The following is a 22,886-nucleotide window of genomic DNA, read 5'->3' as shown; positions in this document are numbered from 1 at the left end:
GGTCACGCGCCGGCACCGGGGACGGGCGCGCCCGAGGGGATCCCGGCCCGGACGTAGCCCTCGTAGTACTCCTTCCAGGGGGTGCCGACCCCGGCGTGCGGGCCCTCGTGGCGTTCGCCGCGGACCCGGGCGTCCAGGGCCGCGAGGCAGACCTCCCAGCCCGCGCCGTTGCGGGCGGCGGCCTCCCGCTCTCCGAGGACGTTGGTGAGGGTGAACCGTGTGCGTCCGCCGTCCAGTTCCTCCAGGTCGAAGCGCAGTTCGTCGCCGCCCCACAGGAACGACAGATGCCGGGGCGCGTCGACGGCCAGCACCGCGCCGGTCGAGTCGGGCATGTGGGGGTCCCCGCTGAAGCGGACGGTGCCCCCGGGGCGAAGCTCGAACTCTGCTCGGGAGGGGAACCACCGGGCGAGTTCGTCGGCGTCGGTGACGAACCGCCAGACGCGGTCGGCCGGGTGGTCGTAGACGCGGCTGAAGCGGACGGCGGAACGGCCGTCGTCGAGGGTGAGGTACGTGCCGGTGAGGTCGGCGGTCATGGCGGATCAGTCCTTCGAGGGGGTTTCGTCGGTGTCGTCCGAGGTCTCGTCGAGGCGCCGTCCCAGCGCGTCCAGACTGCTGTTCCACAGCCTGCGGTAGGGGTCGAGCCAGGCGTCGAGCTCGGCGATGGGGGACGGGTCGAGTGCGTACACCCGGCGCTGCGCGTCCTGCCGTACGCGGACCAGGCCCGCGTCGCGCAGCACTTTCAGGTGCTTCGACGTGCTCGGCTGGCTGAGACCGCACGCCTCGACGATCTCACCGACGGGCCTCGGCCGCTCCAGGAGCAGCGCGACGATGGCCCGTCGGTGCGGGTCGGCGAGGGCGGTCCACAAGGATGCTTCGGACACGCCCCTAATATGCCCCGCTGGTTATATGCCTGTCAACGAATACTCAGCCGCCCCTCTGCCGTCCGCGGTACCGGGCGACAAGGGCGGCGAGCCGCGCCTGCTGGGCGATCTCGTTGCCCGGAACGGCGGGCCGGTAGACCACGAGCGCCCGGTTCCGTTTGGCGAGCCGCAAAGCCCCGGGGGCCGGGAGGACCTCACCGTCGTACGCACAGGTGTCGGTACCCCTGAGGTTCTCGATCCGCACCTCGGGCACCCGCTCGGCGACATACACCCGGGAGCGTCCGAGCGTTCCGGCCAGTGCCGAGAGGACCACCCGAGTGCGGGCCAGCCGGTGGCTCCCGTCGATCAGCCGCAGATCGAGCAGCCCGTCGTCGAGCCGCGGACGGTAGGCGGGTGCGAAGCCGTCGGGCAGATAACGGCCGTTGCCGGCGAAGAGGAGCCAGAGCCTTCGGGGGCGGCCGTCGAGGCGCAGCTCGGCGGGCTTCGCGGTGCGCAGCACCCGGATGAGCGCCACGGTCGTCGCGGGCCACTTGCCGAGCCGGGGCTCCAGTCGCTCGCGCTGCCGGACCAGTTCGGGATAGAGACCGATGCCGAAGGTGTTCAGGAACTCCACCGGCACCGTGGCCGCCGTATCCGCGTCCGCGGCAGGGGCCACGAGGGGTGCGGCGACCCCGACGTCCACGGCGACCGCCTCACCGCGGACGACCGCGGCCGCCGTGTCCTCCACATGCGGAACACCCACGTCGAGGGCGAAGTGATTGAGGGTGCCGCCGGGGAACACGGCGAGGGCCAGACCGTGCCGGGCGGCGGCCCGGGCCACCGCGTTGACGGTGCCGTCGCCCCCGTGGACGCCCAGCGCGCCACCGCGTGCGAGGGCGCGACGGACCGCCCGGTCGAGCAGGACCCCGAAGTCGTCGTCCGGTGCGCACTCCACGAGTTCCGCCCTCGGCAGGAGCTCCGTGAGCAGGGTGGAGGCCGGCAGCGGGGCGGCCGGGGGCCCGGAGCCGGTGTTCACGAAGACGACGAGCCCGTCGCCGCCGGGCAGCGCGGGTGCCGCAGCGGGCGGCCGCTCGCGCTGCGGGTTCACCTGGCGTGGCGGCCACCACCGGCAGGTCAGCACCGCGGCGCCGATGCCGATCATCGTCCCGGCCAGGACGTCCCCCGGGTAGTGCACGCCCACGTAGACCCGCGAGAAGGCGACCGCGGCGGCCACCGGCGCGATCAGCGTGCCGTATCGGGTGGACTCGAGGGCGACACCGGTGGCGAAGGCCGCGGCCGACGCGGAGTGGCCGGACGGGAAGGAGGTGGTGCGGGGCTGCCGGAGGAGGTGCCGGACCGCCGGGACGGGGTCCAGCAGCGGTCTCGGGCGCCGGGCGGTCCATTTGACGACGGTGTTGACGGTGAGCGAGGCGAGGGCGAGCGAACCGGCTCCGCGCAGGGCGGCGCGCCGGGCGGTGGGGCCGCCGAGCGCCGCGAGCCCGGCCGCCGCTCCGAGCCACAGCCGTCCGTGATCGGCCGAGCGGCTCAGCCGGGTGAGCGCGGGGTCGGCGCCGGGCAGGCGGGCCGTGGCGACCCGGGTGAACAGCCGCTGGTCCAGCTCGCCGAGGAAGCGCATGCTCCACGGCTACCGGTACGCGCCGGCTCCGGCATCCGGGACGCGCCCGACCGGCGCCCCCGCCTGCCCCGACCGGTGGACGCCGCGGGCCGCGGACGCCGCCGTCCGGTCAGCTCAGCTTCGCCAGCAGTTCGGTGGCCAGCGGAGCGGAGGACGCGGGGTTCTGGCCGGTGACCAGGTTGCGGTCGACCACAACGTTCGGCGCCCACGGCTCGCCCGTCTGCACCTGCACGCCGACCTCGGTGAGACGGTCCTGGAGCAGCCACTTGGCCCGGTCGGCGAGGCCGGACTGGGTCTCCTCGGCGTTGGTGAACGCGGCCACCCGGTACCCGGCGAACGCATTGGAGCCGTCGGCCCGGGTGGCCGCCAGCAGCGCGGCCGGGCCGTGGCACACCACGCCCAGCGGCTTGCCCGAGTCGAGGGTGTGAGCGAGCAGGCTGCCGGAGTCGGCGTCGACGGCGAGGTCCTCCATGGGACCGTGACCGCCGGGGTAGAACACGGCGGCGTACTCGTCGAGGTCGACGTCCGTCAGCGCCACGGGGCGGCTGAACTCGGCGGCCGACGTGAGGACCTCCCTGATCCGGTCGGCGTTCTCCTGGCCGCCGTTGAGCTCGGGCGTCAGGCTGCTCTCGTCCACGGTGGGGACGACACCGCCGGGAGTGGCCACGACGATCTCGTGGCCCGCGGCCTTGAACACCTCGTAAGGGGCGACGGCCTCCTCGGCCCAGAAACCGGAGGGGTGCTTGGTGCCGTCGGCCAGCGTCCAGTGGTCGGCGCCGGTCAGCACGAAAAGAATCTTCGACATGGATTGCCTCCGAGGGTGCGGTCATGGGGGCCGGTGTCCCGGACCGAGGTCGTCCGATGCGCCGGCGTCATCGACGGTAGGACGCCGGGCGATAGGATTCCAATGATCAATACAATGCCTGGTATTGGAAACCCAATGACTCACGGAGCCTCGGGCCCCGCGTCCTCGCAGCCACAGCCCGATCTGAACCTGCTGCGCACCTTTGTGGCGGTGTACCGCTCCGGTTCGTTCACCGGTGCGGCTCGGCTGCTCGGGCTGTCGCAGCCGACGGTGACGACGCAGATGCGGACCCTGGAGCGACAGACCGGCCGCGAACTGTTCGAGCGACGGCCGCGGGGCGTGTCACCGACGCCCGTCGCCGACGAGCTGGCCGCAAGGATCGCCGGCCCCCTGGACGTGCTGCTGGCCGCCGCCGGACCGGAGGGGGCCCCTGGCGGCCGGGCTGGCCCGGTGCATCTCGCCGGCCCATCCGAACTCCTGTGCACCTCCCTGCTGCCCGCCCTGGCCCCGCTGGTGGCGGAGGGCGTCCGGTTGCGGGTGACGACGGGACTGACCGACGCGCTGCTGGAGGAACTGCGCGCGGGCCGGCACGACCTGGTGTGTGCCACGACCCGCCCCCGGGGCCGCACCCTGACGGCCGTACCGCTGGGCGACGAGGAGTTCGTGCTGGTCGCGGCGCCTCGCTGGGCGGAACGTGTCCGGAGGCGGCTGGCCGTCGAGGGGCCCGCCGCCCTGAACGAGGTGCCCTTGGTGTCGTACGCCGAGGACCTCCCCATCACCCGGCGCTACTGGCGTCATGTGTTCGGCACCCGGCTGACCCGCGCCGCCGCCCTGACGGTGCCCGACCTGCGCGGGGTGCTTTCGGCGGTCGTCGCGGGGGCGGGCTTCTGCGTCCTGCCGCGGTACCTCTGTCTCGGCGAACTCGCCGCCGGAACCGTCGTCCTGCTGCACGAGCCCGACGACCCGCCGATCAACACGGGCTTCCTCGTCCAGCGTCCCGGCCCCTCGGAGAACCCGGACGTCGACCGGGTCCGGGACCGTCTGCTGCGCACCGCGCGGTCCTGGTAGCCGCCCGCCGTACAGCCGCATGCGGCCGTCGCGCCCGGCCGGCGGCCGGGCGGGGCGACGTCGCCCGGTTTTCCAGGGGCCCGGAAGGGCCCGGAAAGGGGCCCGAAAGGGACGGCGGCAAGGCCGGCACCCGGAGGGACGGGAAAGGCGGTCACCCGGAAGAGACACGGAAGGGGCCCGGAAGTCACGGGGGCGAGGCCGACACCCGGAGAGACGGGAAGGGCCCGGCACCCGGAAAGGGGCCCGGAAGAGACACGGAAGGGACGCCAAAGGGGCCCGGAAGTCACGGGGGCAAGGCCGACACCCGGAGAGACGGGAGGGGCCCGGCACCCGGAAAAGGCGCGGCAGGCCCACGGGACCCAGGAAGGGCGCGGCACCTGGAAGGGGAAGGGGGAAGGCCCAGCACCCGGAAAGGGCCGAAAGGGCCCGGCACCCGGAAAAGCCGCAGCAGACTCCGGGACCCAGGAACGGCGCGGAAGGCCCCGCACCCGGAAAGGCCGGGGCCCGCACCGGTATGGCCTTCCTCCGTCTTCCGCCGTGCACCCCGCTGTGCTTGCCTGGGGAGCCCTTTCGGCGGTCGGGGCGGGAGTTGCGGCATGCGGAAACCGTGGATCGTGGGGACGCTGATGGCCGGGCTGCTGCTCGGCGGGTGCGGAGATCCGTCGTCCGGACCCCAGCAGGCACCGCCCGCGCCCACCGCCCCTGCGGCCCCGGCGACGGCTCACCAGCGGGCGGCGGCCACGACCGACCCCGCCCCCACGCGAACCCTTTCGGTGCTCTATCTGGGCGACTCGATCGCCATGGAGAACCAGAAGGTCCTGGGGCAGCAGCTCGAGAGCGTGGTGCACGCGAGGTACACGAGCGCCCCGTACTCGGGCACCACCCTGTGCGACTATCTGGAGGGCGGCCGGCAGAGGTCGCTGGTGCCGCCCGCGGACAAGGCCGCCGCGCTGGTACGCGCCGTCCACCCGGACTTCGTGGTGCTCCAGTTCTGGGGCAACTCGTGGGGCTACACGCCCTGTATGGACGGGATCACCTACGACTCGGCCCGCTCCGGGTACTTCGCGCGCTACACCGAGGACGCGGCGCGGCTCACCGAGCAGATCGCCGCGGCGGGTGGCACCCGGCGGCCCAGGATCGTCTGGGTGCTGCAAGGACCCGATCCGGTCACGCCCGACCGGGTCCGGCGCGTCAACGAGACGTACCTCAGGCAGGCACGGGCGTCCGGCGACCTCGTCTCCGACGCCGGCGGGACGGTCAGTCCGGCCTCGGGCCGCTACATCTGGACGCGGTACCTTCCGTGCACCGCATACGAGCACGAGCACCCGGTGTACTGCACCGAGCCGGCCCGCGACCGCACGGCCCTGCACCGCGGCGACGACGCCCTGCACTTCTGTCTGGCCCCGACGACCTCGACGCCGAAGCCATGCCCCGTCCGCTCGCCGGGCGTACTGCGGATCACACGGGAGATCGCGCGGACCATCGCCGCGCACCGCACCTGACGGTGCCGGGCACACGGAGCCGCTCCTGCCGTGGAGCGGCCCCGCCGCCCGTGGCGGCTACTCGCCCGCGTACGCCTTCTCCAGGGCCGCGATGTCCAGCTTGGACATCGTCATCATCACCTGGGTGGTGCGGGCCGCCTTCTCCGGATCCGGGTCGCTGATCAGCTCGATCAGCCGGGCGGGTACGACCTGCCAGGACAGGCCGTACCGGTCCTTGAGCCAGCCGCACGGCCCGGGTTCGCCGCCGCCCTCGGTGAGCCGGTTCCAGTAGTGGTCCACCTCGTCCTGGTCGTCGCAGAAGATCTGGAAGGAGATGGCCTCGCTGAACGTGAACTGCGGGCCGCCGTTCAGGGCGACGAACTTCTGGCCGTTGGCCACGAACTCGACGGCCATGACGGAGCCGGCCGGTCCGGGGCCGGCGTCGGTGTAGCGGCCCACACGGCCGAGCCGGGAGTTCTTGAAGACGGACACGTAGAAATCGGCCGCCTCCTCGGCCTGGCCGTCGAACCACAGACACGTGGTGAATCCGTCGGTGGGCATGGGGTACCTCCTCGGGCGGGAACGTCATCACTGTGCAGACCGGTCCCGGGCGCCGAACTCATCGGTGGCGCGCAGACCGGTCTTTTTCCACTGTCGACATATCGGCCTTTCAGTACTGCCGGCGACACCGGGCACTGCCTCCTGCCGGTGGTGGGCGGCCGCCGACCCCCCGCCCGCCGCTATTCGATGGCAGCCGTTGCGGCCGGGTCCTAGGATCCGCCCTCATGAACGCCTCTCCGGACGCAGCGTCCCTCCAGCCGTTCCGCCTCGACATCCCGCAGAGCGACCTCGACGACCTGTACGACCGCCTCGACCGGACCCGTTGGCCCGACGCGCTGCCGGACGTGGGCTGGGCGTACGGGGTTCCCCTCGACTATCTTCGCGAACTCGTACGGTACTGGCGACACGACTACGACTGGCGTGCCGCCGAGGCGCGGCTGAACGAGTGGCCGCAGTTCACCACCACGATCGACGGGGCGAACGTCCACTTCGCCCACGTCCGCTCCCCCGAGCCCGACGCCACCCCGCTGGTCGTCACCCATGGATGGCCGGGGTCCCTTGTCGAGTTCCTCGATGTGGTGGGGCCGCTGACCGACCCGGCCGCGCACGGCGGCGACCCGGCCGACGCGTTCCACGTCGTCGTGCCGGGCATTCCCGGGTTCGGACTGTCCGGGCCCACCCGGGACCGGGGCTGGGAGGCGGGGCGGGTCGCGGACGCCTGGGCCGAGCTGATGCGGCGGCTCGGATACCGGCGGTTCGGCGCACAGGGCGGCGACTGGGGCGCGGCGATCTCCCGCGAGCTGGGCCGCGCCCACCCCGACCGGGTGATCGGCGTCCACCTCAACCTGCTGCCGGGAGCGCAGCAGCTCACCGAGCCGACCGGCGACGAACTGGCCACCCTGAGCCCCGAGGAGCGGGAGCGTACCCTCACCTCCTGGCGCCGCTGGGACGCATGGCAGCGCGAGGGCGCGGGGTACGCGATCCTGCACTCGACCCGCCCGGGGACCCTCGCCTACGCGCTCACGGACTCGCCCGTCGGCCAACTGGCCTGGATCGTCGAGAAGTTCCGGGAGTGGACGGACTCCGAGGAACTGCCGGAGGAGGCCGTGGACCGCGACCGGCTGCTCACCGACGTGATGCTGTACTGGCTCACCGGGACCGCCGGTTCCTCCGCGCAGATCTACTACGAGCGGGCCCACCCCTCGGGCCGGGCGGCAGCCCCTGCCGAGCCGTCGACCGTGCCCACCGCGCTCGCCGTGTTCCCGGCCGAGATCCAGGTACCGCTGCGGCACAGGGCGGAGCGCACCGAGAACATCGTGCGCTGGACGGAGTTCGACCGGGGCGGGCACTTCGCGGCGATGGAGGAGCCGGACCTGCTGGTGGACGACGTCCGGGCATTCTTCCGGCAGCTGCGCGAGAAGGGCTGAGCCCGGACTCGGCCCTCGGCGAATCTGCCGCGGGCAGAGAATCGGTGTCCGCCCGTCGCCCGGGGCCGACAGTGGAGTCGACGGCAACCGTGCCACGACAAGGAGACGAGATGACTCCACTGACCACCCTCTCGCCCCGGGCGGAGGAGGGCGACACCCCGCCCAGCCGGTTCGACGACCACCTCGCCGCACAACTGCTCGCCCAGCGCATCGTCTTCCTGGGCACGCAGGTCGACGAGGTGTCGGCCAACCGGGTGTGCGCCCAGCTGCTCCTGCTGTCGGCGGAGGACCCGCGTACCGACATCAGCCTGTACATCAACAGCCCCGGCGGATCCGTCACCGCCGGGCTCGCCATCTACGACACCATGCGGCTCATACCCAACGACGTGTCGACCCTGGTGATGGGCTTCGCCGCCAGCATGGGCCAGTTCCTGCTCACGGTGGGAACGCGCGGCAAACGCTTCGCCCTGCCGAACGCGCGGATCATGATGCACCAGCCGTCGGCGGGCATCGGCGGCACGACGGCGGACATCGAGATCCAGGCGGAGAACCTTCAGTACACCAAGAAGGCCATCGAGCGGATCACCGCCGAGCACACCGGGCAGAGCGAGGAGACCGTCGCGCGGGACGGCGACCGCGACCGCTGGTTCACGGCCGAGCAGGCGCGGGAGTACGGAATGGTCGACCGGGTCGTGGAGTCGCTCGCCGACGTCCGCCCGGTCGCCTCGCGCCGACGGATGGGGTTGTGACATGGGGTCGTACACGGTTCCGTACGTCGTGGAGCGGACCGCGCAGGGCGAGCGGTCGTACGACGTCTTCAGCCGGCTGCTCTCCGAGCGGATCGTCTTCCTCGGCACCGAGATCGACGACGGCGTCGCCAACGTCGTCATCGCGCAGCTCCTCCACCTGGAGTCCGCGAACCCGGAGCAGGAGATCTCCGTGTACCTCAACTCGCCGGGCGGTTCGTTCACCTCACTGATGGCGATCTACGACACGATGACGTTCGTGCGCTCCCCCGTCTCCACCTTCTGCGTCGGGCAGGCCGCCTCGACGGCGGCGGTGCTGCTGGCCGGCGGCGACCCGGGCCGGCGGTTCGTGCTGCAGCACTCCCGGGTGCTGCTCGGCCAGCCCGCGGCCGGCGGGCAGCAGGGAACGGTCTCGGACCTGAGCCTCAAGGCCAAGGAGATGGTCCGCATCCGCTCCCAGGTGGAGGAGGTGCTCTCCCGGCACACGCACCATGATGTGGCGACCCTGCGGGCCGACATGGACCGGGACAGGGTGTTCACCGCTCAGGAAGCCGTGGCGTACGGGCTCGCCGACGAAGTGCTCAGCCGACGGGTCGCGTTCGGGTGACCCGGTGGGCCGGGAGCCGGACGTCGGCGAGGCGGTCAGGCGACGAGACACAGACCGTCGTGCCGCGCCGTCGGCGACGTACGGCCCCGGCCGGACCGGCTTCGGGCCTGCCGCGCCAACTCGTCCTGGGCGAGGGAGAGCAGTTCGGTGAGGCCCAGCCCGAGGGCCCGGGCCGCGGCCGCGAGGACCTCGGAGGACGCCTCCTTCCGGCCGCGCTCCAACTCGGACAGGTACGGCATCGAGATGCGGGCCGCCGCCGCGACGTCCTTGAGCGTACGCTCCTGGGCGAGCCGCTCGCGCCGCAGTATGTCCCCGACGAGGTCGCGCCACAGAGGCTCCTTGGGAACGGCCGTCCGCGGCCCCGGTCCCGGCTGCTGCGGAGTGCGGGGCGCTCCGCCGGTGCGGGGCGGCGCGCCCGGCGGACGGAGGGGGACGACTCGGGCGTCGTTCGGCGCATCAGGGCTCACCCCCTCAGCCTAGGGACACGGGGCGACGCGGGAAGGGAGCGGCATTCCGCCCTGGGAGAACCCGTGCCGTCGTACGGCGCAGAGCCTCCGCTGCCGCCCCCGGGTGACCAGCGCCACGCCGTATGGGCGAAAACGCGCACATGAGATGCCAACCGCGGGGTATACGCGGTCACACGAAGCATGGACGACGCCCGAGAGACCGAAGAGTGAGTTTCGTGGAAGAGGTAGAGGTCATGGACACCGCCATGGGCTGGTCGACGGTCACCGACGAGAGTGTCCGTACCAGGACTGGTGAGGGCCCCCTGCCGACCGTCACGGATCCGCGGACGGTGGCTCCTCGTGACGCGCGGGAACTGTCCCGGCAGTTCTTCCAGCGCCTGAGCACCCTGGAAGAGGGCACGCACGCCTACCAGTACGCGCGCAACACCCTGATCGAGATGAACATGTCGCTGGTGCGGTTCGCGGCCGGACGGTTCCGGGGCCGCGGCGACGACATGGAGGACATCGTCCAGGTCGGCATGATCGGCCTCATCAAGGCCATCGACCGGTTCGAGATCTCGCGGGAGGTCGAGTTCACCTCTTTCGCGGTGCCCTACATCGTCGGGGAGATCAAGCGGTTCTTCCGCGACACCACGTGGGCCGTCCATGTGCCGCGCCGCCTCCAGGAGTTGCGGGTGGAACTGGCGAAGGCGCGCGACGAACTCTCCACCCGCCTGGACCGGGAGCCGACCGTCGCCGAGCTGGCCGCGCTGATGAACCTTGCCGAGGACGAGGTGAGGGAGGCGCAGATCGCGGCCAACGGCTACAACTCGTCTTCCCTCGACGCCGCGCTGACCGGGGACGACCAGGACGGGGAGACGGTGCTCGCCGACTTCATCGGCGAGGAGGACGAGGGCATGCGCCTCGTCGAGGACTTCCACGCCCTCGCGCCCCTCGTGGCGGGGCTCAGCGAACGCGACCGTACGCTCCTGCGTCTGCGCTTCGTCGAGGAGGCCACCCAGGCCGACATCGGCGCGCGGCTCGGCTGCTCACAGATGCATGTCTCCCGCCTCATCAAGCGCGTCATCGCACAGTTGCGCAGGGGCATGCTGGACGACGTGAACCGGGTCGACGCCACCTGAGAGCCGGGCATCGCGCCACCTGGGAGCTGGGCGCTGAGACCTGAGAGCTCGGCGCCGCGGCACTGACGCGGCGCCTCAGCGGGCCAGTTGCACGACGGCCCGCACGCACTTGCCGACCGGCACCAGTTCGGCCGTGACCTGGGTCGAGAGCGCATGGACGATCTCCAGGCCGTGCCGTCCCACACGGCCCGGGTCCTTGGGATAACGCCGGGGCAGCGCCGCACTGCTGTCGTAGACGGCGACCGTCACGGCGGTGTCGGTGCCCTCCAGCTCCAGGATGTACGGGCCGTGGCTGTGCCGCTGGGCGTTGGTGACCAGCTCGCTCACCACCAGGAGCACGTCCCCGGCGGCACGCCGGTCGACCGGGGCGCACCACTCGGACCTGAGCTGTTCGACGAACAGCTCCCCGAAGGCTCTGGCCTCGGCGATGGACCCCGGCTCCCCGGTGTAGTGGGCCGCCCGCCGCAGTGGCTCAACGGGCATGTCGAAGTCAGTAGGTATCACTGCTCCGTCCATGTGCTCCATCATGCGGTTCTCTCTCGGAATGCCCGGATTCGTTCGGCGCGGCGCTCCCGCCGCAGGGGCACCGCACCAGTGCTCGTACCCAGCGATGCGGTCTCCAGTCACACCGCGGCCGGTTCGGCGGTCACGGTGACGGAATGCGAGGAGGCGATCACGGCAGGGGCATCTTCGGGTGGGTCCGGGGCACCCGCATGGTACGGCGCCCGGTCGACGGCGGCCGGGCCGGGGTACCGGAGGTGAACCGTGAGCTGGTGGGTGTGGCCGGTCCTCGTGGTGGCGGCGGTGGCGCTGCTGTCCGGGCTGTTCCTGTGGGTGCAGGCGCACCGGCGGGCGGGCACGGTGATCGCGGTTCAGCGGGGTGGCCGGCCCGGAAGGCGGGGTGGGCGATGAACGAACTGTCGGGGGCCCGCGAACTGTCGGGGCGCCCTGTGGTGACACTGGGCGGCGACGCGGTCGCCCAGGTACGGGACACGGTCTTCGACGGCCCGGCCGGCCGGATCACGGGGTTCACGCTCAGCGGCCGGGGGCTGCTCGCGGGACCGCTGCGCAAGAGCCTGCCGTGGAGCGCCGTTCATGCGCTGGGACGGCATGCCGTGATGATCCGGGGTGTGGACGTGCTCGCCGAGCCGTCCGCGGTGGTGGCGCGCAAGGAGGCGGCGCACGGGCAGGTGCTCGGCGCCAGGGTGCTGACGGACGCGGGCGCGGAGATCGGTGTGGTGCTGGACGTGGTGGTCGAGGGCGGTACCAGCGGACGGGTGGCGGGCTTCCGGATCAATGCGCGGGAGTCGCTGGTCGCGGGTTCGCGCAGGCGCAGGCGGAAGGTGTTCGTGCCGCGCGGTGAGACGCTCGCCGTGTCCGGGCGGGCGCTGGTCGTCCCCGCGGACGCGGTCCGGTTCGTCGCCGACGACCTCGCCGGTTTCGCGGCCCGGGTGGAGGCCTACCGGGCGCGGGGCGGCGCGACTGCGAACGGCGTCGAGAGGGGGCCACTGCCGTGATGACGTTCTCCGAGGCGCGGGGACTGCCGGTGGTGACGCTGGGCGAGGCGCGGGAGATCGGTGTGCTGGCCTCGCTCGCCCTGGACGCCGCGGCAGGCCGGATCACCCATCTGCGGGTGACGGGACCGCGCGGCCGCAAGGAGACGGCCGTGGCCTGGAAGGCCCTGCACGCGGTCGGTCCCGACGCCGTTCTCGTGGAGTCGGCCGTCCCGCCGGATCCCGGTCCGTCCGGCCCCCGTCACGAGGTCCTGGGCCGCCGGGTGCTGTCCGAGGAGGGCGACGAGCGGGGAACGGTCCAGGACCTCGTCTTCGATCCGTCCACCGGCCGGGTCGAGAAGGTGGTCACCACGCTGGGTGAGGTCGCGGGCGACCGCCTGCTCGGGCTCGGGGACCACGCGCTCGTGGTACGGGCCGACTGAACCGGGCCGCGCGGGGCTGACAGGCGGACGACGGCCCGGGCGGCGGGCGTACCGCGGGTCCGCGTCATCCGCCGGCATACGACGGCCAGGGCGTGACGGGGCGCGACGTACCGCACACCTCAGTCCGACGGCCTACCGGCGCGCGCGGGTCGCGGGCCGTGAGCCGGACGCGGCCGGACCCGGTCGGCGGGCGGAGCGCGTACGGGCTGCTTACCGTGGCAGCGTGAACGCCCCGACCTCGAGCGGTCCGACCACCGCGCGCGCCCCCGGCGGCGCACCGGTCTCCCCGCCCGGCTGGGTCCAGGCCGCCTGGACCGTGCTGGCCGGGCTTGTCGTCATGAGCGTGCTGTCCGCCCTCGGACTGTGGGCGGCGGGCGGTACCGGCATCCCCGACAACGGCTTCCCCCGGGTGGTCGTGGCCGTGGTCGTCGTCGCGATCGGCGGCAGCGTGAGGCTGGCGGGGGATGCGGGCCCGCTCGCCGGTACCCGGGGAGGGCTCACGGTGATGCCGCTGTCGGTGACCCTCGCGGGGGCGTTGGTGATCGCAGCGGGCTTCGTGCGCCCGCTGCGGCACCGGGCCGTCGCCGGGGCATCCGGACTGGCGGGCTGGGCGGCCCGGATCGCCCTGCTGTGGCTTGGGGCACTGGTCGGTCTGGCACTGGCGGCCCGTCAGACCTTCACGGTCCCGCTCGGTGGCGGAACGATCGGCGACATCGGGCAGTTGTTCGGTATCTCTCCCAGGATCGGCTACACGACGGACGTGCCGCAGACCGTGCTCTTCGGACTCCTGTGGCTTGCGGGCGTGTTGTTCCTGGCCCTGCTGGTCTCGCACGGGGCCCCGCTCCCACCCCGGTTGCTGCGCTGCCAGGAGTCCGTGCGTCCCGCCGCGTACGCCGTGGTGGCTCTGCTCCTCGCGCACATCGCCCTGGGCGCCCTCATCGCGCTGGTGGTGGCGGCGACACGCGGGCACCCCGCGGAGACGATTGCGGTGATCCTGCTGGGGCTGCCCAACCTGGTATGGCCGCTGCTCACCATCGGTCTGGGCGCCACCTGGCACGGGCGGGTGGACGGGCCGTTCGCGCTGCCCATGCCCCATGTGCTCGACGAGGTGCTGCGCACGCCGGACGTCTCGACGCTCGACCTCCGCACGCTCGCCGAGCACGACGGCCGGGTGTGGTGGCTCGTGGTCGTGGACGCCCTGCTGCTCCTCGCCGCCGCGTACGTGATGGCGAGGCGCTCCCCGCCGCGGACACCGCTGAGGCGGCACGCGGCACACCTGGCCCTCGCGCTGGGGTCGGCGGTGCTGATGATCTGCCTGGTGTGCCGGGTCGAGGCGCACTACGGGCTGTCGCTCCTCGGTGTCGGCGACCTGGGCGGCGGACTGTCCGGTGTGCTGTTTCTGACGCCGCAGTGGTGGACGGCACTGGGCCTGGCCGCGCTCTGCGGTCTTGCCGCGGGTCCTGTCGGCGGCTGGGTGGCCGGGAGGGTGCCCCCGCGGGGTGAGGCCCCCGGGCCGGTACCGGGCCGGACGGCCGGTTCGTCGGCGGACACCGGTTCCGCCGGTCCCGCGGACCGCTGAGGCCGGAAGCGGCGGTCAGGCCGCCGGGGTGGAGAGCGCGGGGACGAAGCGCTGCATCCGCAGGGCGTCCACGGATTCGGCGAGCAGTTCGTACTCGGTGGTGTCGTCGCTGACGGCGACGCGAACCAGCCGTCCCGCGGCCAGCTCCTCGGCGACCTGCTCCTGCCTGCGGGTGTCACCACACCAGGCACGCAGGACGCTCGGCACGTCGGGGACCGTGTCGGCGACGGGAGCGATGGAGTTCGCCGGGAAGAGCGGGTTGTCCGGATCCGGGTCGAGCCGCTCGGCGATCCAGCAGGCGCGGTCCCGCATCCACCACAGCGCGAGGGCGAGCGTGGGCGCGCGGTAGGTGCCTAAGGGCACGCCGACACGCTGACCGCCGCAGATGCCGTATGCCGTGACATGGCACAGGAATTCGTCGTGCACGATCGTCCCCCAGTGCGGTGCTCGGTGCCGGGCCGGCCCGTGGTGCCTTGCATGCGCTCACTGTGCACGTGGGCGGCCCGGACGCGGCGCGTCATGCGCACGGGGATGTGGTCCGAACCACCCTGTCACTCGAGTATCGCCACTCCTGACACTCTGTCACGATGCCATTTCGGCCAGTCTCCTGGCATATGCGCGGCCGCCGTTGGCCGAAAGGTTTCGGCTCGGCCCGCCGCCCGACGGCGTCCTCGTCGCCGTACCGCGCCCACGGCTCCCTTACCCGAGAGGTAATCGACGCCCGTCGGGCATCCGGGCATGGTTGCGGTGTCGGCTTCCCGACGGGGCAGGTCGCCCCGGGGCCGACGTCCTGCCAGCGCAGACGACCTCGATGGAGGCTGAACCGCCATGTCCGCAGACACCCACCGCCACGAGTCCGCCGTCGCCCGCTACCTCGAGGCGTGGAACTCCCGTGACCCGCAGGCCCTGACCAAGGCGGTCGCCGCCGCCTGGACCCCGGACGGGAGCTACACCGATCCGCTGGCCGACGTCAGCGGGCACGAGCAGATCGCGGCGGTGATCGCCGCAGCGCACGCCCAGTTCCCGGGGTTCTCCTTCCGGCTCTCGGGCACGGTCGACGGGCACCACGACATCGCACGCTTCGCCTGGGAACTGGTCGGCGACGCGGACGGCTCGGCGCCCGTGGCCGGCTTCGATGTGATCACCCTGTCCGACGACGGGCGCATCCGCAGCGTCCACGGCTTCCTGGACCGCGTCCCGGAGGGCGCGGCGGGCTAGGGAGTGCCGGAATTCCCGCCGCCGATCCGGCGCGAATTCTCGGATCCGCCCTAGGAGATCGGGCCGGGCCAGCTCGGGGGCTGCTCCTCGGAGTCCTCCGGGCCGCCCGGCGACGCGCTGCCGGCATCGCCGGGCGCCGACCTGGCGTCCTTCGTCTCCCCGGCCGGCGCCTTGAGGCTCACGGCCAGCTCGCCTTCGGCGACGTCGACGAGGACCGTGTCGCCCGGGTTGAGCGTGCCGTCGAGCAGCATGTTCGACAGCCGGTTGTCGAGTTCCGACTGGATGGTGCGGCGCAGCGGCCGTGCCCCGAACTCCGGCTGGTAGCCGCGGTCGGCGAGCCACTCCTCGGCCGCGTCGGTGACCTCCATCCGGACCCCCTGCGCGTGCAGTCGCCGCCGGGTGCCCTCGAGGAGCAGGTCGACGATCCGCACCAGGTCCTGGCGGCCCAGCGAGTGGAAGACGATCACATCGTCGATGCGGTTCAGGAACTCGGGGCGGAAGTGGGCGTGCAGCTCCGCCATCAGATCGTCCCTGATCTCCTCGACGTCGCCCGTGTGGTCGAGGATGTGCTTGGAGGCGATGTTGCTGGTCATGATGACGACGGTGTTGCGGAAGTCGACCGTGCGCCCCTGGGCGTCGGTCAGCCGTCCGTCGTCCAGGACCTGGAGCAGCAGGTTGAAGATGTCCGGGTGGGCCTTCTCCACCTCGTCGAACAGCACGACGCTGTACGGCTTGCGGCGCACCGCCTCGGTGAGCTGACCGGCCTCCTCGTACCCGACGTAGCCGGGCGGGGATCCGACGAGCCGGGAGACGGTGTGCTTCTCCTGGAACTCGCTCATGTCGAAGCGGACCATGCGGTCGGGGTCGCCGAAGAGCAGTTCCGCGAGCGCCTTGGCGAGTTCCGTCTTGCCGACGCCGGTGGGACCGAGGAAGAGGAAGCTGCCGGTGGGCCGGTCGGGGGCGCCCATGCCGGCCCGGCCGCGCCGCACGGCCTGGGCCACGGCGGTGACCGCCTGGTCCTGGCCGATGACGCGCTGGTGCAGCAGCTCCTCCAGCTTCATGAGCCGCTCACGCTCGGTCTCGGTCAGCTGGGAGACCGGGATACCGGTGCGCGCGGAGAGCACTTCGGCGATGTCGTCGACGGTGACGGCAGGGGTCGTCGGTACGCCGCCCTCGCCGGTCTCCGAGAGCTGCCGCTCCAATTCCGTCATCTGCCGCTTGGCCTCACCCGCACGCTCGAAGTCCTCGGCGTTGACCGCCTCGTCCTTCTCCCGGCGCAGCCGGTCGAGACGCTCCTCGATCTCGGCGACCTCTGTGGGGCCGCCCGTGATCCGCAGTGCGACCCGGGCTCCGGCCTGGTCCATGAGGTCGATGGCCTTGTCGGGCAGGAAGCGGTCGCTGATGTAGCGGTCGGAGAGGGAGGCGGCGGCGTCCAGCGCCTCGTCCATGTAGCGGACCTGGTGGTGGGCCTCGTACGAGTCGCGCAGCCCGCGCAGGATCTCGATCGTGTCCTCGACGGTGGGCTCGGGCACCATGACCGGCTGGAAGCGGCGTTCGAGCGCCGCGTCCTTCTCGATGTGCTTGCGGTACTCGTCGAGGGTCGTGGCGCCGACGACGCTGAGGTCGCCTCGCGCGAGTGCGGGCTTGAGGATGTTGCCGGCGTCCATGGAGCCCTCGCCGGTGGCACCCGCGCCGACGACCTGGTGCAGTTCGTCGATGAAGAGAATGATCCCCTTCTTGGCTCCGGTGACCTCGTCGATGACCTTCTTCAGCCGTTCCTCGAACTGGCCCCGGTACTGGGACCCGGCGACGAGACCGGCCATGTCGAGGGCCACCACCCGGCGGTCCTTCAGCACCTTGGGCACCTCCCCGGCGACGATGCGCTGCGCAAGTCCCTCGACGATCGCCGTCTTGCCCACGCCCGGATCGCCGATGAGCACGGGGTTGTTCTTGGTGCGGCGGGCGAGGACCTCGACGGCCTGCTCGATCTCCACGGCCCGGCCGACCACCGGGTCGAGGCGGCCGCCGCGCGCCTCGTCGGTGAGATCGCGCCCGAACTCGTCGAGCGTCGGAGTGTCCGGGTGTGCGCTCGCGGCGCGCCCCTCCTTGGCTGCGCCGCTCAGCGCAGCGGGCGAGGCGCCCTCGGACCCGAGAGCCCGGGAGAGCGGGGAGCGCGGATCGTCGAGGAGCGCGGTGAGGATGTGCTCAGGGCCGATGTACGAGGCGCCGGCCGCCTGGGACCGGGCATGGGCCGTGAGCAGGGCGCGCTTGGCCGCCGGGGTGAGCGCGGGTTCCCCCTCGCCGGTCCCGGAGGGCATCGACCGCTGGAGATCGGCGGCGATCCGGTCCGGGTCGGCGCCGGCCTGCTCCAGGATCTGGCGTGCGGCCGGGACCTGGGTGGCGGCCCACAGGAGATGGACGGCGTCGAGGTCGGCGCCGTCCTGCGCCGCCCGCTCGCCGGCGGCGGACAGCAGTTCGTGCGCGGAGTCGCTGAGGAGTCGTCCGATGGGGACACGCTGCACGGCGGGCGGGGAGGTCGCCGGGCTCATGCCGAAGAAGCGGTTGAAGAGTTCGGAGAAGGGGTCACCGGACCCGAAGGGCGAGATGCTCACGGTTGGCCACCCGTCCTGCGGCGACACACGGCTGCGTCGCACGCCGTCGTCGATTTGCCCGTACTCGCCCCAGTCTTCGCCACGTCACGTCACACGACAACCCGGGCATTTAAGGGAAAACCGGGGCGTTCAGGGATGGTTAGCGAGAAAATACCCGGGTACTCGGGTCGCTTTCGTCGCCCCCTCGCGCCGTCCGCGACCGGAGGCTCGCCGCGCCGGGGCTTCCGCTTCTCCCCCGTCGCCTTCGACGACCTGCACTTCGACCACCGGCCCTACGAGCCCTTCGCCGCCTACGGTCGGTCGAGGACCGCGAAGGCCCTGTTCGCGGTGGAACCGGACCGGCGCGGCCGCGCGGAGGATGTGCGGGCCATCGCCGTGCACCCGGGCACCATCGTCGACACGGGCCTCGCCGAGCATGTCCCCGAGGACGTCTCCGGGCGGCCGGAGCCGTGGACGACGAGGGCCGCACCGTACTGCGAGAACTGCGACATCAGCCCGCCGGCGGCCGAGGGGGACGAAGCCGCCTGGCGTGCCGGGGCGGCGACCGTCGGCGTGCTCGCCTACGCGGCCGACCCGGAGGCGGCCGCCCGCCCCTGCGAGGTCAGCGAGCGTCTCCCCGCCTGATCACCGCGTCGATCCGTGCCAGCTCGTCCGCATCGAAGTCCAGGTTGCGGATCGCCGCGACGCTGTCCTCCAGCTGCCGCGGGCTGCTGGCGCCCACCAGGGCCGAGGTCACCCGGCCGCCGCGCAGCACCCAGGCCAGCGCCATCTGGGCCAGCGACTGGCCGCGGGAGCCGGCGATGTCGTCGAGCGCCCGGAGCTGCCGCACCATGTCCTCGGTGATCGCGTCGGTGCCGAGGAACGGGCTGTCGCTCGCGGCCCGGGAGCCCTCCGGGATGCCGTCGAGATAGCGGGCGGTCAGCAGGCCCTGCTCCAGCGGCGAGTACGCGATGGAGCCGACCCCCAGTTCGTCGAGGGTGTCCAGGAGCCCGTCCTCGGGGCGGCGGTCGAGCATCGAGTAGCGCGGCTGGTGGATCAGCAGGGGCGTGCCCAGTTCGCGCAGGATGCGGGCGGCTTCCCGGGTCTGCTCCGGCGAGTAGTTGGAGACACCTGCGTAGAGCGCCTTGCCCTGCAAGACCGCCGAGTGCAGGGCGCCCATCGTCTCCTCGAGCGGGGTCTTCGGGTCGAAGCGGTGCGAGTAGAAGATGTCGACGTGGTCCAGGCCCAACCGCTTCAGGCTCTGGTCGAGCGAGGACAGCAGGTACTTCCGAGAGCCCCATTCACCGTAGGGCCCCGGCCACATCAGATAGCCGGCCTTGGTGGAGACGACCAGCTCGTCGCGGTAGGGGCCGAAGTCCGCCCTCAGGGCGTCACCGAGGGCGGACTCGGCGGCTCCGGGTGGGGGCCCGTAGTTGTTGGCCAGGTCGAAGTGCGTGACGCCGAGGTCGAAGGCCCGGCGCAGGATCGCCCGCTGGGTCTCCACCGGGCGGTCAGGCCCGAAGTTGTGCCACAGGCCGAGCGACAGCGCGGGCAGCTTCAGGCCGCTGTGTCCGGTACGGCGGTAGGGCATGGCCTCGTAGCGGGAGGGATCTGCCGTGTACAACGTGCACTCCAGAAGGGCGTTTACCGACGACGCCGTCCACTCTGACCCGGCCGTCGTACAGCGGTCCAACAGAGGAATCGGATGGGATTCAGCATCTAAGCTTCTCAATCATGGAATTGCGCCATCTCCAGCACTTCGTCGCGGTCGCCGAGGACCGTCACTTCACCCGGGCAGCCGAACGGCTGATGGTGTCCCAGTCGGGTCTGTCGGCCTCGGTCCGGGCGCTGGAGCGTGAGTTGCAGGCCCCGCTGTTCGTGCGCACCACCCGCAGCGTCACCCTCACGGAGGCGGGCCGCGCCCTGCTGGTGGAGGCGGAGCGGATCCTGGCCCAGGTGCGGGCGGCCCGCGAGGCGGTGGCTGCCGTGCAGGGCGTGCTGCGCGGCACGCTCGCGCTGGGCACCGAGCAGTGCATCGCCGGGGTGCACGTCGCCCGGCTGCTCGCCCGGTTCCGGCGGCGCCACCCCGATGTGGAGATCCGGCTGCGGCAGGCGGGGTCGGGTGCGCTGGCCGAGGAGGTCACGGCGGGACGGCTGGACCTGGCGTTCGCGATGCGCACCTGGGCGGACACCGACCAGCTGCGGTCCGTACCGCTGACGAGCGAGCCGATGACGGTGCTGTGCCATCCCTCGCACCCGCTCGCGGGGGGCGGCCCGGTGGCACCCGAGGACCTGGGCGGCGAGGCGTTCGTCGACTTCCACCCCGACTGGGGGCCGCGCCGCACCACCGACGCCGCGTTCGCGCAGGCGGGGGTCGAGCGGACCGTGACGCTCGAGGTCAACGATGTGCACAGCCTGCTGGAGCTGGTGCACGAGGGACTCGGCGTCGCCGTCGTCCCGCGCCATTTCGGGCACAAGCCCGAGGCGTCCACCCTGGTCTCGCTCCCCGTCAAGGGCGCCGCCGAGTACGAGACGGTGGCGATGCTGCCCCCGCACGAGGCCACCAGCCCGGCTGCCTGGGCGCTCATGAGCCTGCTCACGGCGGACCCCGAGGAGACGGCGGACCCAGCGGACGTGGCGGACACCTCCCGAGCCGGCTGACCGGCGCGCGACGGACGCGGGACACACGGCGCACCGGGCCGGCCCCGCGCTCAGCGGGTTCGCCGGACGCCCGCGGGCGCGATACGCGATGGTGGACCCATGCATGCCAAGGACATCCTCATCGACGCGTACAGCCGCATCCAGGAAGAAGTCCATGCCGTCCTCGACGGTCTGGGACCGGACGACCTCAACGCCCGGCCGACCGGGGAGAGCAACTCCATCGCCTGGTTGATCTGGCACCTCGCCCGCGTCCAGGACGACCATATCGCCGACGCCTTCGGCCTCGACCAGGTGTGGCTCTCACAGGACTGGGAGAAGCGCTTCGGGCTGGATCTGCCGCGCCGCGACACCGGGTACGGCCACAGCCCGGCGAAGGTCGCCAAGGTCCGGATCGACTCCGGGGACCTGCTGACGGGGTACTACGACGCCGTGCACGAGCAGACCCTGGGGGCCCTGCGGCAACTGGCCGCCAAGGACCTTGAGCGCATCGTGGACGAGCGCTGGGACCCGCCGGTCGGCCTGGGCGTACGGCTGGTCAGCGTCCTGTCCGACGATCTGCAGCACGCCGGACAGGCCGCCTACCTGCGAGGGCTGCTTCAGAGCGCGGCCTCGTAGCCGGGCAGGACCACGTCCCGGATGAGGGCGTTGCGCTCGTCGAACGGGATGAACGCGCTCTTGAGGGCGTTCACCGTCACTGTGCGCAGGTCCTCGACGGTCCATCCCGCCTCCTCGACCAGCAGGGACATCTCGCGGGTCATCGTCGTGCCCGAGACCAGACGGTTGTCGGTGTTGAGGGTGACCCGGAAGCCCAGGTCCTTCAGGGCGGTGATCGGGTGCTCGGCGATCGAGGTGGCCGCGCCGGTCTGCAGGTTGGAGGTCGGGCACATCTCCAGCGCGACACGGCGGTCCCGGACCCAGCTCGCGAGCCGGCCGAGCTTGCCGTCGACGATGTCCTCGGTGATGCGCACGCCGTGGCCGATGCGCTGGGCGCCGCACACCTGGAGGGCCTGGTGGATGCTGGGCAGTCCGTGCGCCTCGCCGGCGTGGATGGTGAACGGGACGCTCTCCCGGCGCAGGTGCTCGAAGGCGGCCAGGTGATCGGCGGGCGGGAAGCCGTCCTCGGCACCGGCGATGTCGAACCCGACGACTCCGGCGTCACGGTAGGCGACGGCGAGGTCGGCGGCCTCGCGGACGCGGTCGAACATCCGCATGCCGCACAGCAGCGTGCCGACCCGGACGGGAGTGCCGGCGGAGGCCGCCTTGGCCATACCGGCCGCGAGACCCTCCTGGACGGCCTCCACGACCTCGCTCATCGACAGCCCGCCCTTGGTGTTCAGCTCGGGGGCGTAGCGCACCTCGGCGTAGACGACGCCGTCGGCGGCGAGGTCCAGAACGTACTCCTCCGCGACGCGCAGCAGGCCCTCGCGGGACTGCATCACGGCAAGGGTGTGCTCGAAGGTGGCTATGTAGCGGACCAGGTCACCGGAGTTCGCGGCCTCGAAGTACCAGGCGGCCAGCTCTTCGGGGTCGGTGGTGGGCAGCGTGTGGCCGACCGCGGCCGCGAGTTCGACGACGGTGGCGGGGCGCAGGCCGCCGTCGAGGTGGTCGTGCAGGACGGCCTTGGGCAGGCGGCGGATCACTTCGGCATCTACGCGCGTAGCAGTCATGACGGGTCTTTCCTTGAGCAGGCGCTTCACAGCGGCGGGAGGTCGGTCACTCGGCGGGCTGGAGCAGGTCCCAGCGGTTGCCGTACAGGTCCTGGAAGACGGCGACCGTGCCGTACGGCTCGTGCCGCGGCTCCTCCAGGAAGGTCACGCCGGCGGCGGTCATCCGGGCGTGGTCGCGGGCGAAGTCGTCCGTGTGCAGGAAGAAGCCCACGCGTCCGCCGGTCTGGTCACCGACCCGGGCGCGCTGGGCGTCGTCCTTGGCCCGGGCCAGGAGCAGCCCGGTGCCGTGGTCGGCTGCGCCGGGCTCGGCGACGACCCACCGGGAGCCGTCGGGCCGCGGCTCGTCGGCCACGAGCCGGTATCCCAGGGCCTCGGTGTAGAAGCGGATCGCCTCGTCGTAGTCGTCGACGACGAGGGTGACCAAGGCGATGCGTCTCATCAGGCCTTCCGGGACG

The 22,886-nt window shown here is 72.3% G+C and carries 26 protein-coding genes; 14 read left to right on the top strand and 12 right to left on the bottom strand.

Annotated elements, in window-relative coordinates:
- Positions 1 to 2: 2 nt before the first annotated feature.
- The 4 genes from LZ604_RS17375 to LZ604_RS17360 form a co-directional block, all read right to left on the bottom strand.
- A complete protein-coding gene (locus LZ604_RS17375; RefSeq protein ID WP_234516112.1) occupies positions 3 to 533 on the bottom strand; it encodes an SRPBCC family protein in 531 nt (176 codons plus the stop codon).
- Between the two features lie 6 nt (positions 534 to 539).
- Positions 540 to 881, bottom strand: a complete 342-nt coding sequence (locus tag LZ604_RS17370; RefSeq protein ID WP_234516111.1) for an ArsR/SmtB family transcription factor — start codon at positions 879 to 881, stop codon at positions 540 to 542.
- Between the two features lie 43 nt (positions 882 to 924).
- Positions 925 to 2,496, bottom strand: coding sequence for a bifunctional phosphatase PAP2/diacylglycerol kinase family protein (locus LZ604_RS17365; protein WP_234516109.1), 1,572 nt, complete (start codon positions 2,494 to 2,496; stop codon positions 925 to 927).
- A gap of 109 nt (positions 2,497 to 2,605) precedes the next feature.
- Positions 2,606 to 3,301 (bottom strand): type 1 glutamine amidotransferase domain-containing protein, encoded by a 696-nt coding sequence (locus LZ604_RS17360; protein ID WP_234516107.1) that lies wholly within the window; start codon positions 3,299 to 3,301, stop codon positions 2,606 to 2,608.
- 135 nt (positions 3,302 to 3,436) lie between these two features.
- Between LZ604_RS17360 and LZ604_RS17355 the strand changes: the two genes are divergently transcribed.
- Positions 3,437 to 4,369 carry a LysR family transcriptional regulator gene (locus LZ604_RS17355; protein ID WP_234516105.1) on the top strand — a complete coding sequence of 311 codons (933 nt, stop codon included), beginning with the start codon at positions 3,437 to 3,439 and terminating at the stop codon, positions 4,367 to 4,369.
- 596 nt (positions 4,370 to 4,965) lie between these two features.
- Complete coding sequence (locus LZ604_RS17350; protein WP_234516102.1) at positions 4,966 to 5,871, top strand: SGNH/GDSL hydrolase family protein; 906 nt, start codon at positions 4,966 to 4,968, stop codon at positions 5,869 to 5,871.
- A 57-nt stretch (positions 5,872 to 5,928) separates the two neighbouring features.
- Here the strand turns inward: LZ604_RS17350 and LZ604_RS17345 are convergent, their stop codons facing one another.
- Entirely contained in the window at positions 5,929 to 6,411 is a 483-nt protein-coding gene (locus LZ604_RS17345; protein ID WP_234516100.1) for a VOC family protein, read from the bottom strand.
- Positions 6,412 to 6,635: 224 nt separating this feature from the next.
- Between LZ604_RS17345 and LZ604_RS17340 the strand changes: the two genes are divergently transcribed.
- The 3 genes from LZ604_RS17340 to LZ604_RS17330 all read left to right on the top strand — a co-directional run bounded on the left by LZ604_RS17340 (position 6,636) and on the right by LZ604_RS17330 (position 9,191).
- Positions 6,636 to 7,838 carry an epoxide hydrolase family protein gene (locus LZ604_RS17340; protein ID WP_234516098.1) on the top strand — a complete coding sequence of 401 codons (1,203 nt, stop codon included), beginning with the start codon at positions 6,636 to 6,638 and terminating at the stop codon, positions 7,836 to 7,838.
- 110 nt (positions 7,839 to 7,948) lie between these two features.
- Positions 7,949 to 8,587: a ClpP family protease gene (locus LZ604_RS17335; protein ID WP_234516097.1), complete on the top strand. Its 639-nt coding sequence runs from the start codon at positions 7,949 to 7,951 to the stop codon at positions 8,585 to 8,587.
- Between the two features lies 1 nt (position 8,588).
- Complete coding sequence (locus LZ604_RS17330; RefSeq protein WP_234516095.1) at positions 8,589 to 9,191, top strand: ClpP family protease; 603 nt, start codon at positions 8,589 to 8,591, stop codon at positions 9,189 to 9,191.
- Positions 9,192 to 9,226: 35 nt separating this feature from the next.
- On the opposite strand, the gene LZ604_RS17325 is transcribed toward LZ604_RS17330, so the two are convergent.
- Positions 9,227 to 9,658 carry a helix-turn-helix domain-containing protein gene (locus LZ604_RS17325; RefSeq protein ID WP_308283599.1) on the bottom strand — a complete coding sequence of 144 codons (432 nt, stop codon included), beginning with the start codon at positions 9,656 to 9,658 and terminating at the stop codon, positions 9,227 to 9,229.
- Between the two features lie 233 nt (positions 9,659 to 9,891).
- Between LZ604_RS17325 and LZ604_RS17320 the strand changes: the two genes are divergently transcribed.
- A complete protein-coding gene (locus tag LZ604_RS17320) occupies positions 9,892 to 10,779 on the top strand; it encodes an RNA polymerase sigma factor SigF (protein ID WP_234516140.1) in 888 nt (295 codons plus the stop codon).
- Positions 10,780 to 10,854: 75 nt separating this feature from the next.
- Here the strand turns inward: LZ604_RS17320 and LZ604_RS17315 are convergent, their stop codons facing one another.
- Positions 10,855 to 11,307: an ATP-binding protein gene (locus tag LZ604_RS17315; RefSeq protein WP_234516093.1), complete on the bottom strand. Its 453-nt coding sequence runs from the start codon at positions 11,305 to 11,307 to the stop codon at positions 10,855 to 10,857.
- A gap of 237 nt (positions 11,308 to 11,544) precedes the next feature.
- Between LZ604_RS17315 and LZ604_RS17310 the strand changes: the two genes are divergently transcribed.
- The 4 genes from LZ604_RS17310 to LZ604_RS17295 all read left to right on the top strand — a co-directional run bounded on the left by LZ604_RS17310 (position 11,545) and on the right by LZ604_RS17295 (position 14,294).
- Positions 11,545 to 11,691 (top strand): hypothetical protein, encoded by a 147-nt coding sequence (locus LZ604_RS17310; RefSeq protein WP_234516143.1) that lies wholly within the window; start codon positions 11,545 to 11,547, stop codon positions 11,689 to 11,691.
- Positions 11,688 to 12,296, top strand: a complete 609-nt coding sequence (locus LZ604_RS17305; protein WP_234516091.1) for a PRC-barrel domain-containing protein — start codon at positions 11,688 to 11,690, stop codon at positions 12,294 to 12,296. The genes LZ604_RS17310 and LZ604_RS17305 overlap by 4 nt, the downstream gene beginning before the upstream one ends.
- Complete coding sequence (locus LZ604_RS17300) at positions 12,296 to 12,715, top strand: PRC-barrel domain containing protein (protein ID WP_234516088.1); 420 nt, start codon at positions 12,296 to 12,298, stop codon at positions 12,713 to 12,715. The genes LZ604_RS17305 and LZ604_RS17300 overlap by 1 nt, the downstream gene beginning before the upstream one ends.
- 223 nt (positions 12,716 to 12,938) lie before the next feature.
- The gene (locus LZ604_RS17295) at positions 12,939 to 14,294 is read left to right on the top strand and encodes a streptophobe family protein (RefSeq protein ID WP_234516086.1); all 1,356 of its coding nucleotides are present in this window, start codon (positions 12,939 to 12,941) and stop codon (positions 14,292 to 14,294) included.
- Between the two features lie 15 nt (positions 14,295 to 14,309).
- Here the strand turns inward: LZ604_RS17295 and LZ604_RS17290 are convergent, their stop codons facing one another.
- Entirely contained in the window at positions 14,310 to 14,720 is a 411-nt protein-coding gene (locus tag LZ604_RS17290; RefSeq protein ID WP_234516084.1) for a hypothetical protein, read from the bottom strand.
- Positions 14,721 to 15,122: 402 nt separating this feature from the next.
- On the opposite strand from LZ604_RS17290, the gene LZ604_RS17285 reads away from it, so the two are divergent.
- On the top strand, positions 15,123 to 15,512 hold the full coding sequence (locus LZ604_RS17285) for a nuclear transport factor 2 family protein (RefSeq protein WP_234516081.1): 390 nt from the start codon (positions 15,123 to 15,125) through the stop codon (positions 15,510 to 15,512).
- Positions 15,513 to 15,562: 50 nt separating this feature from the next.
- On the opposite strand, the gene LZ604_RS17280 is transcribed toward LZ604_RS17285, so the two are convergent.
- Positions 15,563 to 18,124, bottom strand: a complete 2,562-nt coding sequence (locus LZ604_RS17280; RefSeq protein ID WP_234516078.1) for an ATP-dependent Clp protease ATP-binding subunit — start codon at positions 18,122 to 18,124, stop codon at positions 15,563 to 15,565.
- Positions 18,125 to 18,259: 135 nt separating this feature from the next.
- Between LZ604_RS17280 and LZ604_RS17275 the strand changes: the two genes are divergently transcribed.
- Positions 18,260 to 18,748, top strand: coding sequence for an SDR family NAD(P)-dependent oxidoreductase (locus LZ604_RS17275; RefSeq protein ID WP_234516076.1), 489 nt, complete (start codon positions 18,260 to 18,262; stop codon positions 18,746 to 18,748).
- On the opposite strand, the gene mgrA is transcribed toward LZ604_RS17275, so the two are convergent.
- Complete coding sequence (gene mgrA / locus LZ604_RS17270) at positions 18,726 to 19,727, bottom strand: L-glyceraldehyde 3-phosphate reductase (RefSeq protein WP_308283598.1); 1,002 nt, start codon at positions 19,725 to 19,727, stop codon at positions 18,726 to 18,728. The two genes, LZ604_RS17275 and mgrA, sit on opposite strands and share 23 nt — an antisense overlap.
- Positions 19,728 to 19,837: 110 nt before the next feature.
- Between mgrA and LZ604_RS17265 the strand changes: the two genes are divergently transcribed.
- Positions 19,838 to 20,764, top strand: a complete 927-nt coding sequence (locus LZ604_RS17265; RefSeq protein WP_234516074.1) for a LysR family transcriptional regulator — start codon at positions 19,838 to 19,840, stop codon at positions 20,762 to 20,764.
- Between the two features lie 99 nt (positions 20,765 to 20,863).
- The gene (locus LZ604_RS17260; protein WP_234516072.1) at positions 20,864 to 21,379 is read left to right on the top strand and encodes a mycothiol transferase; all 516 of its coding nucleotides are present in this window, start codon (positions 20,864 to 20,866) and stop codon (positions 21,377 to 21,379) included.
- Here LZ604_RS17260 and LZ604_RS17255 read toward each other — a convergent pair.
- Entirely contained in the window at positions 21,361 to 22,431 is a 1,071-nt protein-coding gene (locus LZ604_RS17255; RefSeq protein ID WP_234516070.1) for an adenosine deaminase, read from the bottom strand. The two genes, LZ604_RS17260 and LZ604_RS17255, sit on opposite strands and share 19 nt — an antisense overlap.
- Before the next feature lie 46 nt (positions 22,432 to 22,477).
- Positions 22,478 to 22,870: a VOC family protein gene (locus LZ604_RS17250; RefSeq protein ID WP_234516068.1), complete on the bottom strand. Its 393-nt coding sequence runs from the start codon at positions 22,868 to 22,870 to the stop codon at positions 22,478 to 22,480.
- Positions 22,871 to 22,886: the final 16 nt, after the last annotated feature.

It is taken from the genome of Streptomyces glomeratus (genome assembly GCF_021462825.1).
GTDB lineage: Bacteria > Actinomycetota > Actinomycetes > Streptomycetales > Streptomycetaceae > Streptomyces > Streptomyces glomeratus.
This window is presented reverse-complemented; position numbering and strand designations above follow the sequence as displayed.

Excerpts from the sequence above, each read along its gene's own strand:
- LZ604_RS17360 (WP_234516107.1), bottom strand. The coding sequence starts at position 3,301 with ATGTCGAAGATTCTTTTCGTGCTGACCGGCGCCGACCACTGGACGCTG.
- LZ604_RS17300 (WP_234516088.1), top strand. The coding sequence starts at position 12,296 with ATGACGTTCTCCGAGGCGCGGGGACTGCCGGTGGTGACGCTGGGCGAG.
- LZ604_RS17265 (WP_234516074.1), top strand. The coding sequence starts at position 19,838 with ATGGAATTGCGCCATCTCCAGCACTTCGTCGCGGTCGCCGAGGACCGT.
- LZ604_RS17355 (WP_234516105.1), top strand. The coding sequence starts at position 3,437 with ATGACTCACGGAGCCTCGGGCCCCGCGTCCTCGCAGCCACAGCCCGAT.
- LZ604_RS17315 (WP_234516093.1), bottom strand. The coding sequence starts at position 11,307 with ATGATGGAGCACATGGACGGAGCAGTGATACCTACTGACTTCGACATG.
- LZ604_RS17275 (WP_234516076.1), top strand. The coding sequence starts at position 18,260 with ATGGTTAGCGAGAAAATACCCGGGTACTCGGGTCGCTTTCGTCGCCCC.
- LZ604_RS17260 (WP_234516072.1), top strand. The coding sequence starts at position 20,864 with ATGCATGCCAAGGACATCCTCATCGACGCGTACAGCCGCATCCAGGAA.
- LZ604_RS17345 (WP_234516100.1), bottom strand. The coding sequence starts at position 6,411 with ATGCCCACCGACGGATTCACCACGTGTCTGTGGTTCGACGGCCAGGCC.
- LZ604_RS17375 (WP_234516112.1), bottom strand. The coding sequence starts at position 533 with ATGACCGCCGACCTCACCGGCACGTACCTCACCCTCGACGACGGCCGT.
- LZ604_RS17330 (WP_234516095.1), top strand. The coding sequence starts at position 8,589 with ATGGGGTCGTACACGGTTCCGTACGTCGTGGAGCGGACCGCGCAGGGC.
- LZ604_RS17320 (WP_234516140.1), top strand. The coding sequence starts at position 9,892 with ATGGACACCGCCATGGGCTGGTCGACGGTCACCGACGAGAGTGTCCGT.
- LZ604_RS17285 (WP_234516081.1), top strand. The coding sequence starts at position 15,123 with ATGTCCGCAGACACCCACCGCCACGAGTCCGCCGTCGCCCGCTACCTC.
- LZ604_RS17350 (WP_234516102.1), top strand. The coding sequence starts at position 4,966 with ATGCGGAAACCGTGGATCGTGGGGACGCTGATGGCCGGGCTGCTGCTC.
- LZ604_RS17340 (WP_234516098.1), top strand. The coding sequence starts at position 6,636 with ATGAACGCCTCTCCGGACGCAGCGTCCCTCCAGCCGTTCCGCCTCGAC.
- LZ604_RS17305 (WP_234516091.1), top strand. The coding sequence starts at position 11,688 with ATGAACGAACTGTCGGGGGCCCGCGAACTGTCGGGGCGCCCTGTGGTG.
- LZ604_RS17335 (WP_234516097.1), top strand. The coding sequence starts at position 7,949 with ATGACTCCACTGACCACCCTCTCGCCCCGGGCGGAGGAGGGCGACACC.
- LZ604_RS17255 (WP_234516070.1), bottom strand. The coding sequence starts at position 22,431 with ATGACTGCTACGCGCGTAGATGCCGAAGTGATCCGCCGCCTGCCCAAG.
- LZ604_RS17365 (WP_234516109.1), bottom strand. The coding sequence starts at position 2,496 with ATGCGCTTCCTCGGCGAGCTGGACCAGCGGCTGTTCACCCGGGTCGCC.
- LZ604_RS17250 (WP_234516068.1), bottom strand. The coding sequence starts at position 22,870 with ATGAGACGCATCGCCTTGGTCACCCTCGTCGTCGACGACTACGACGAG.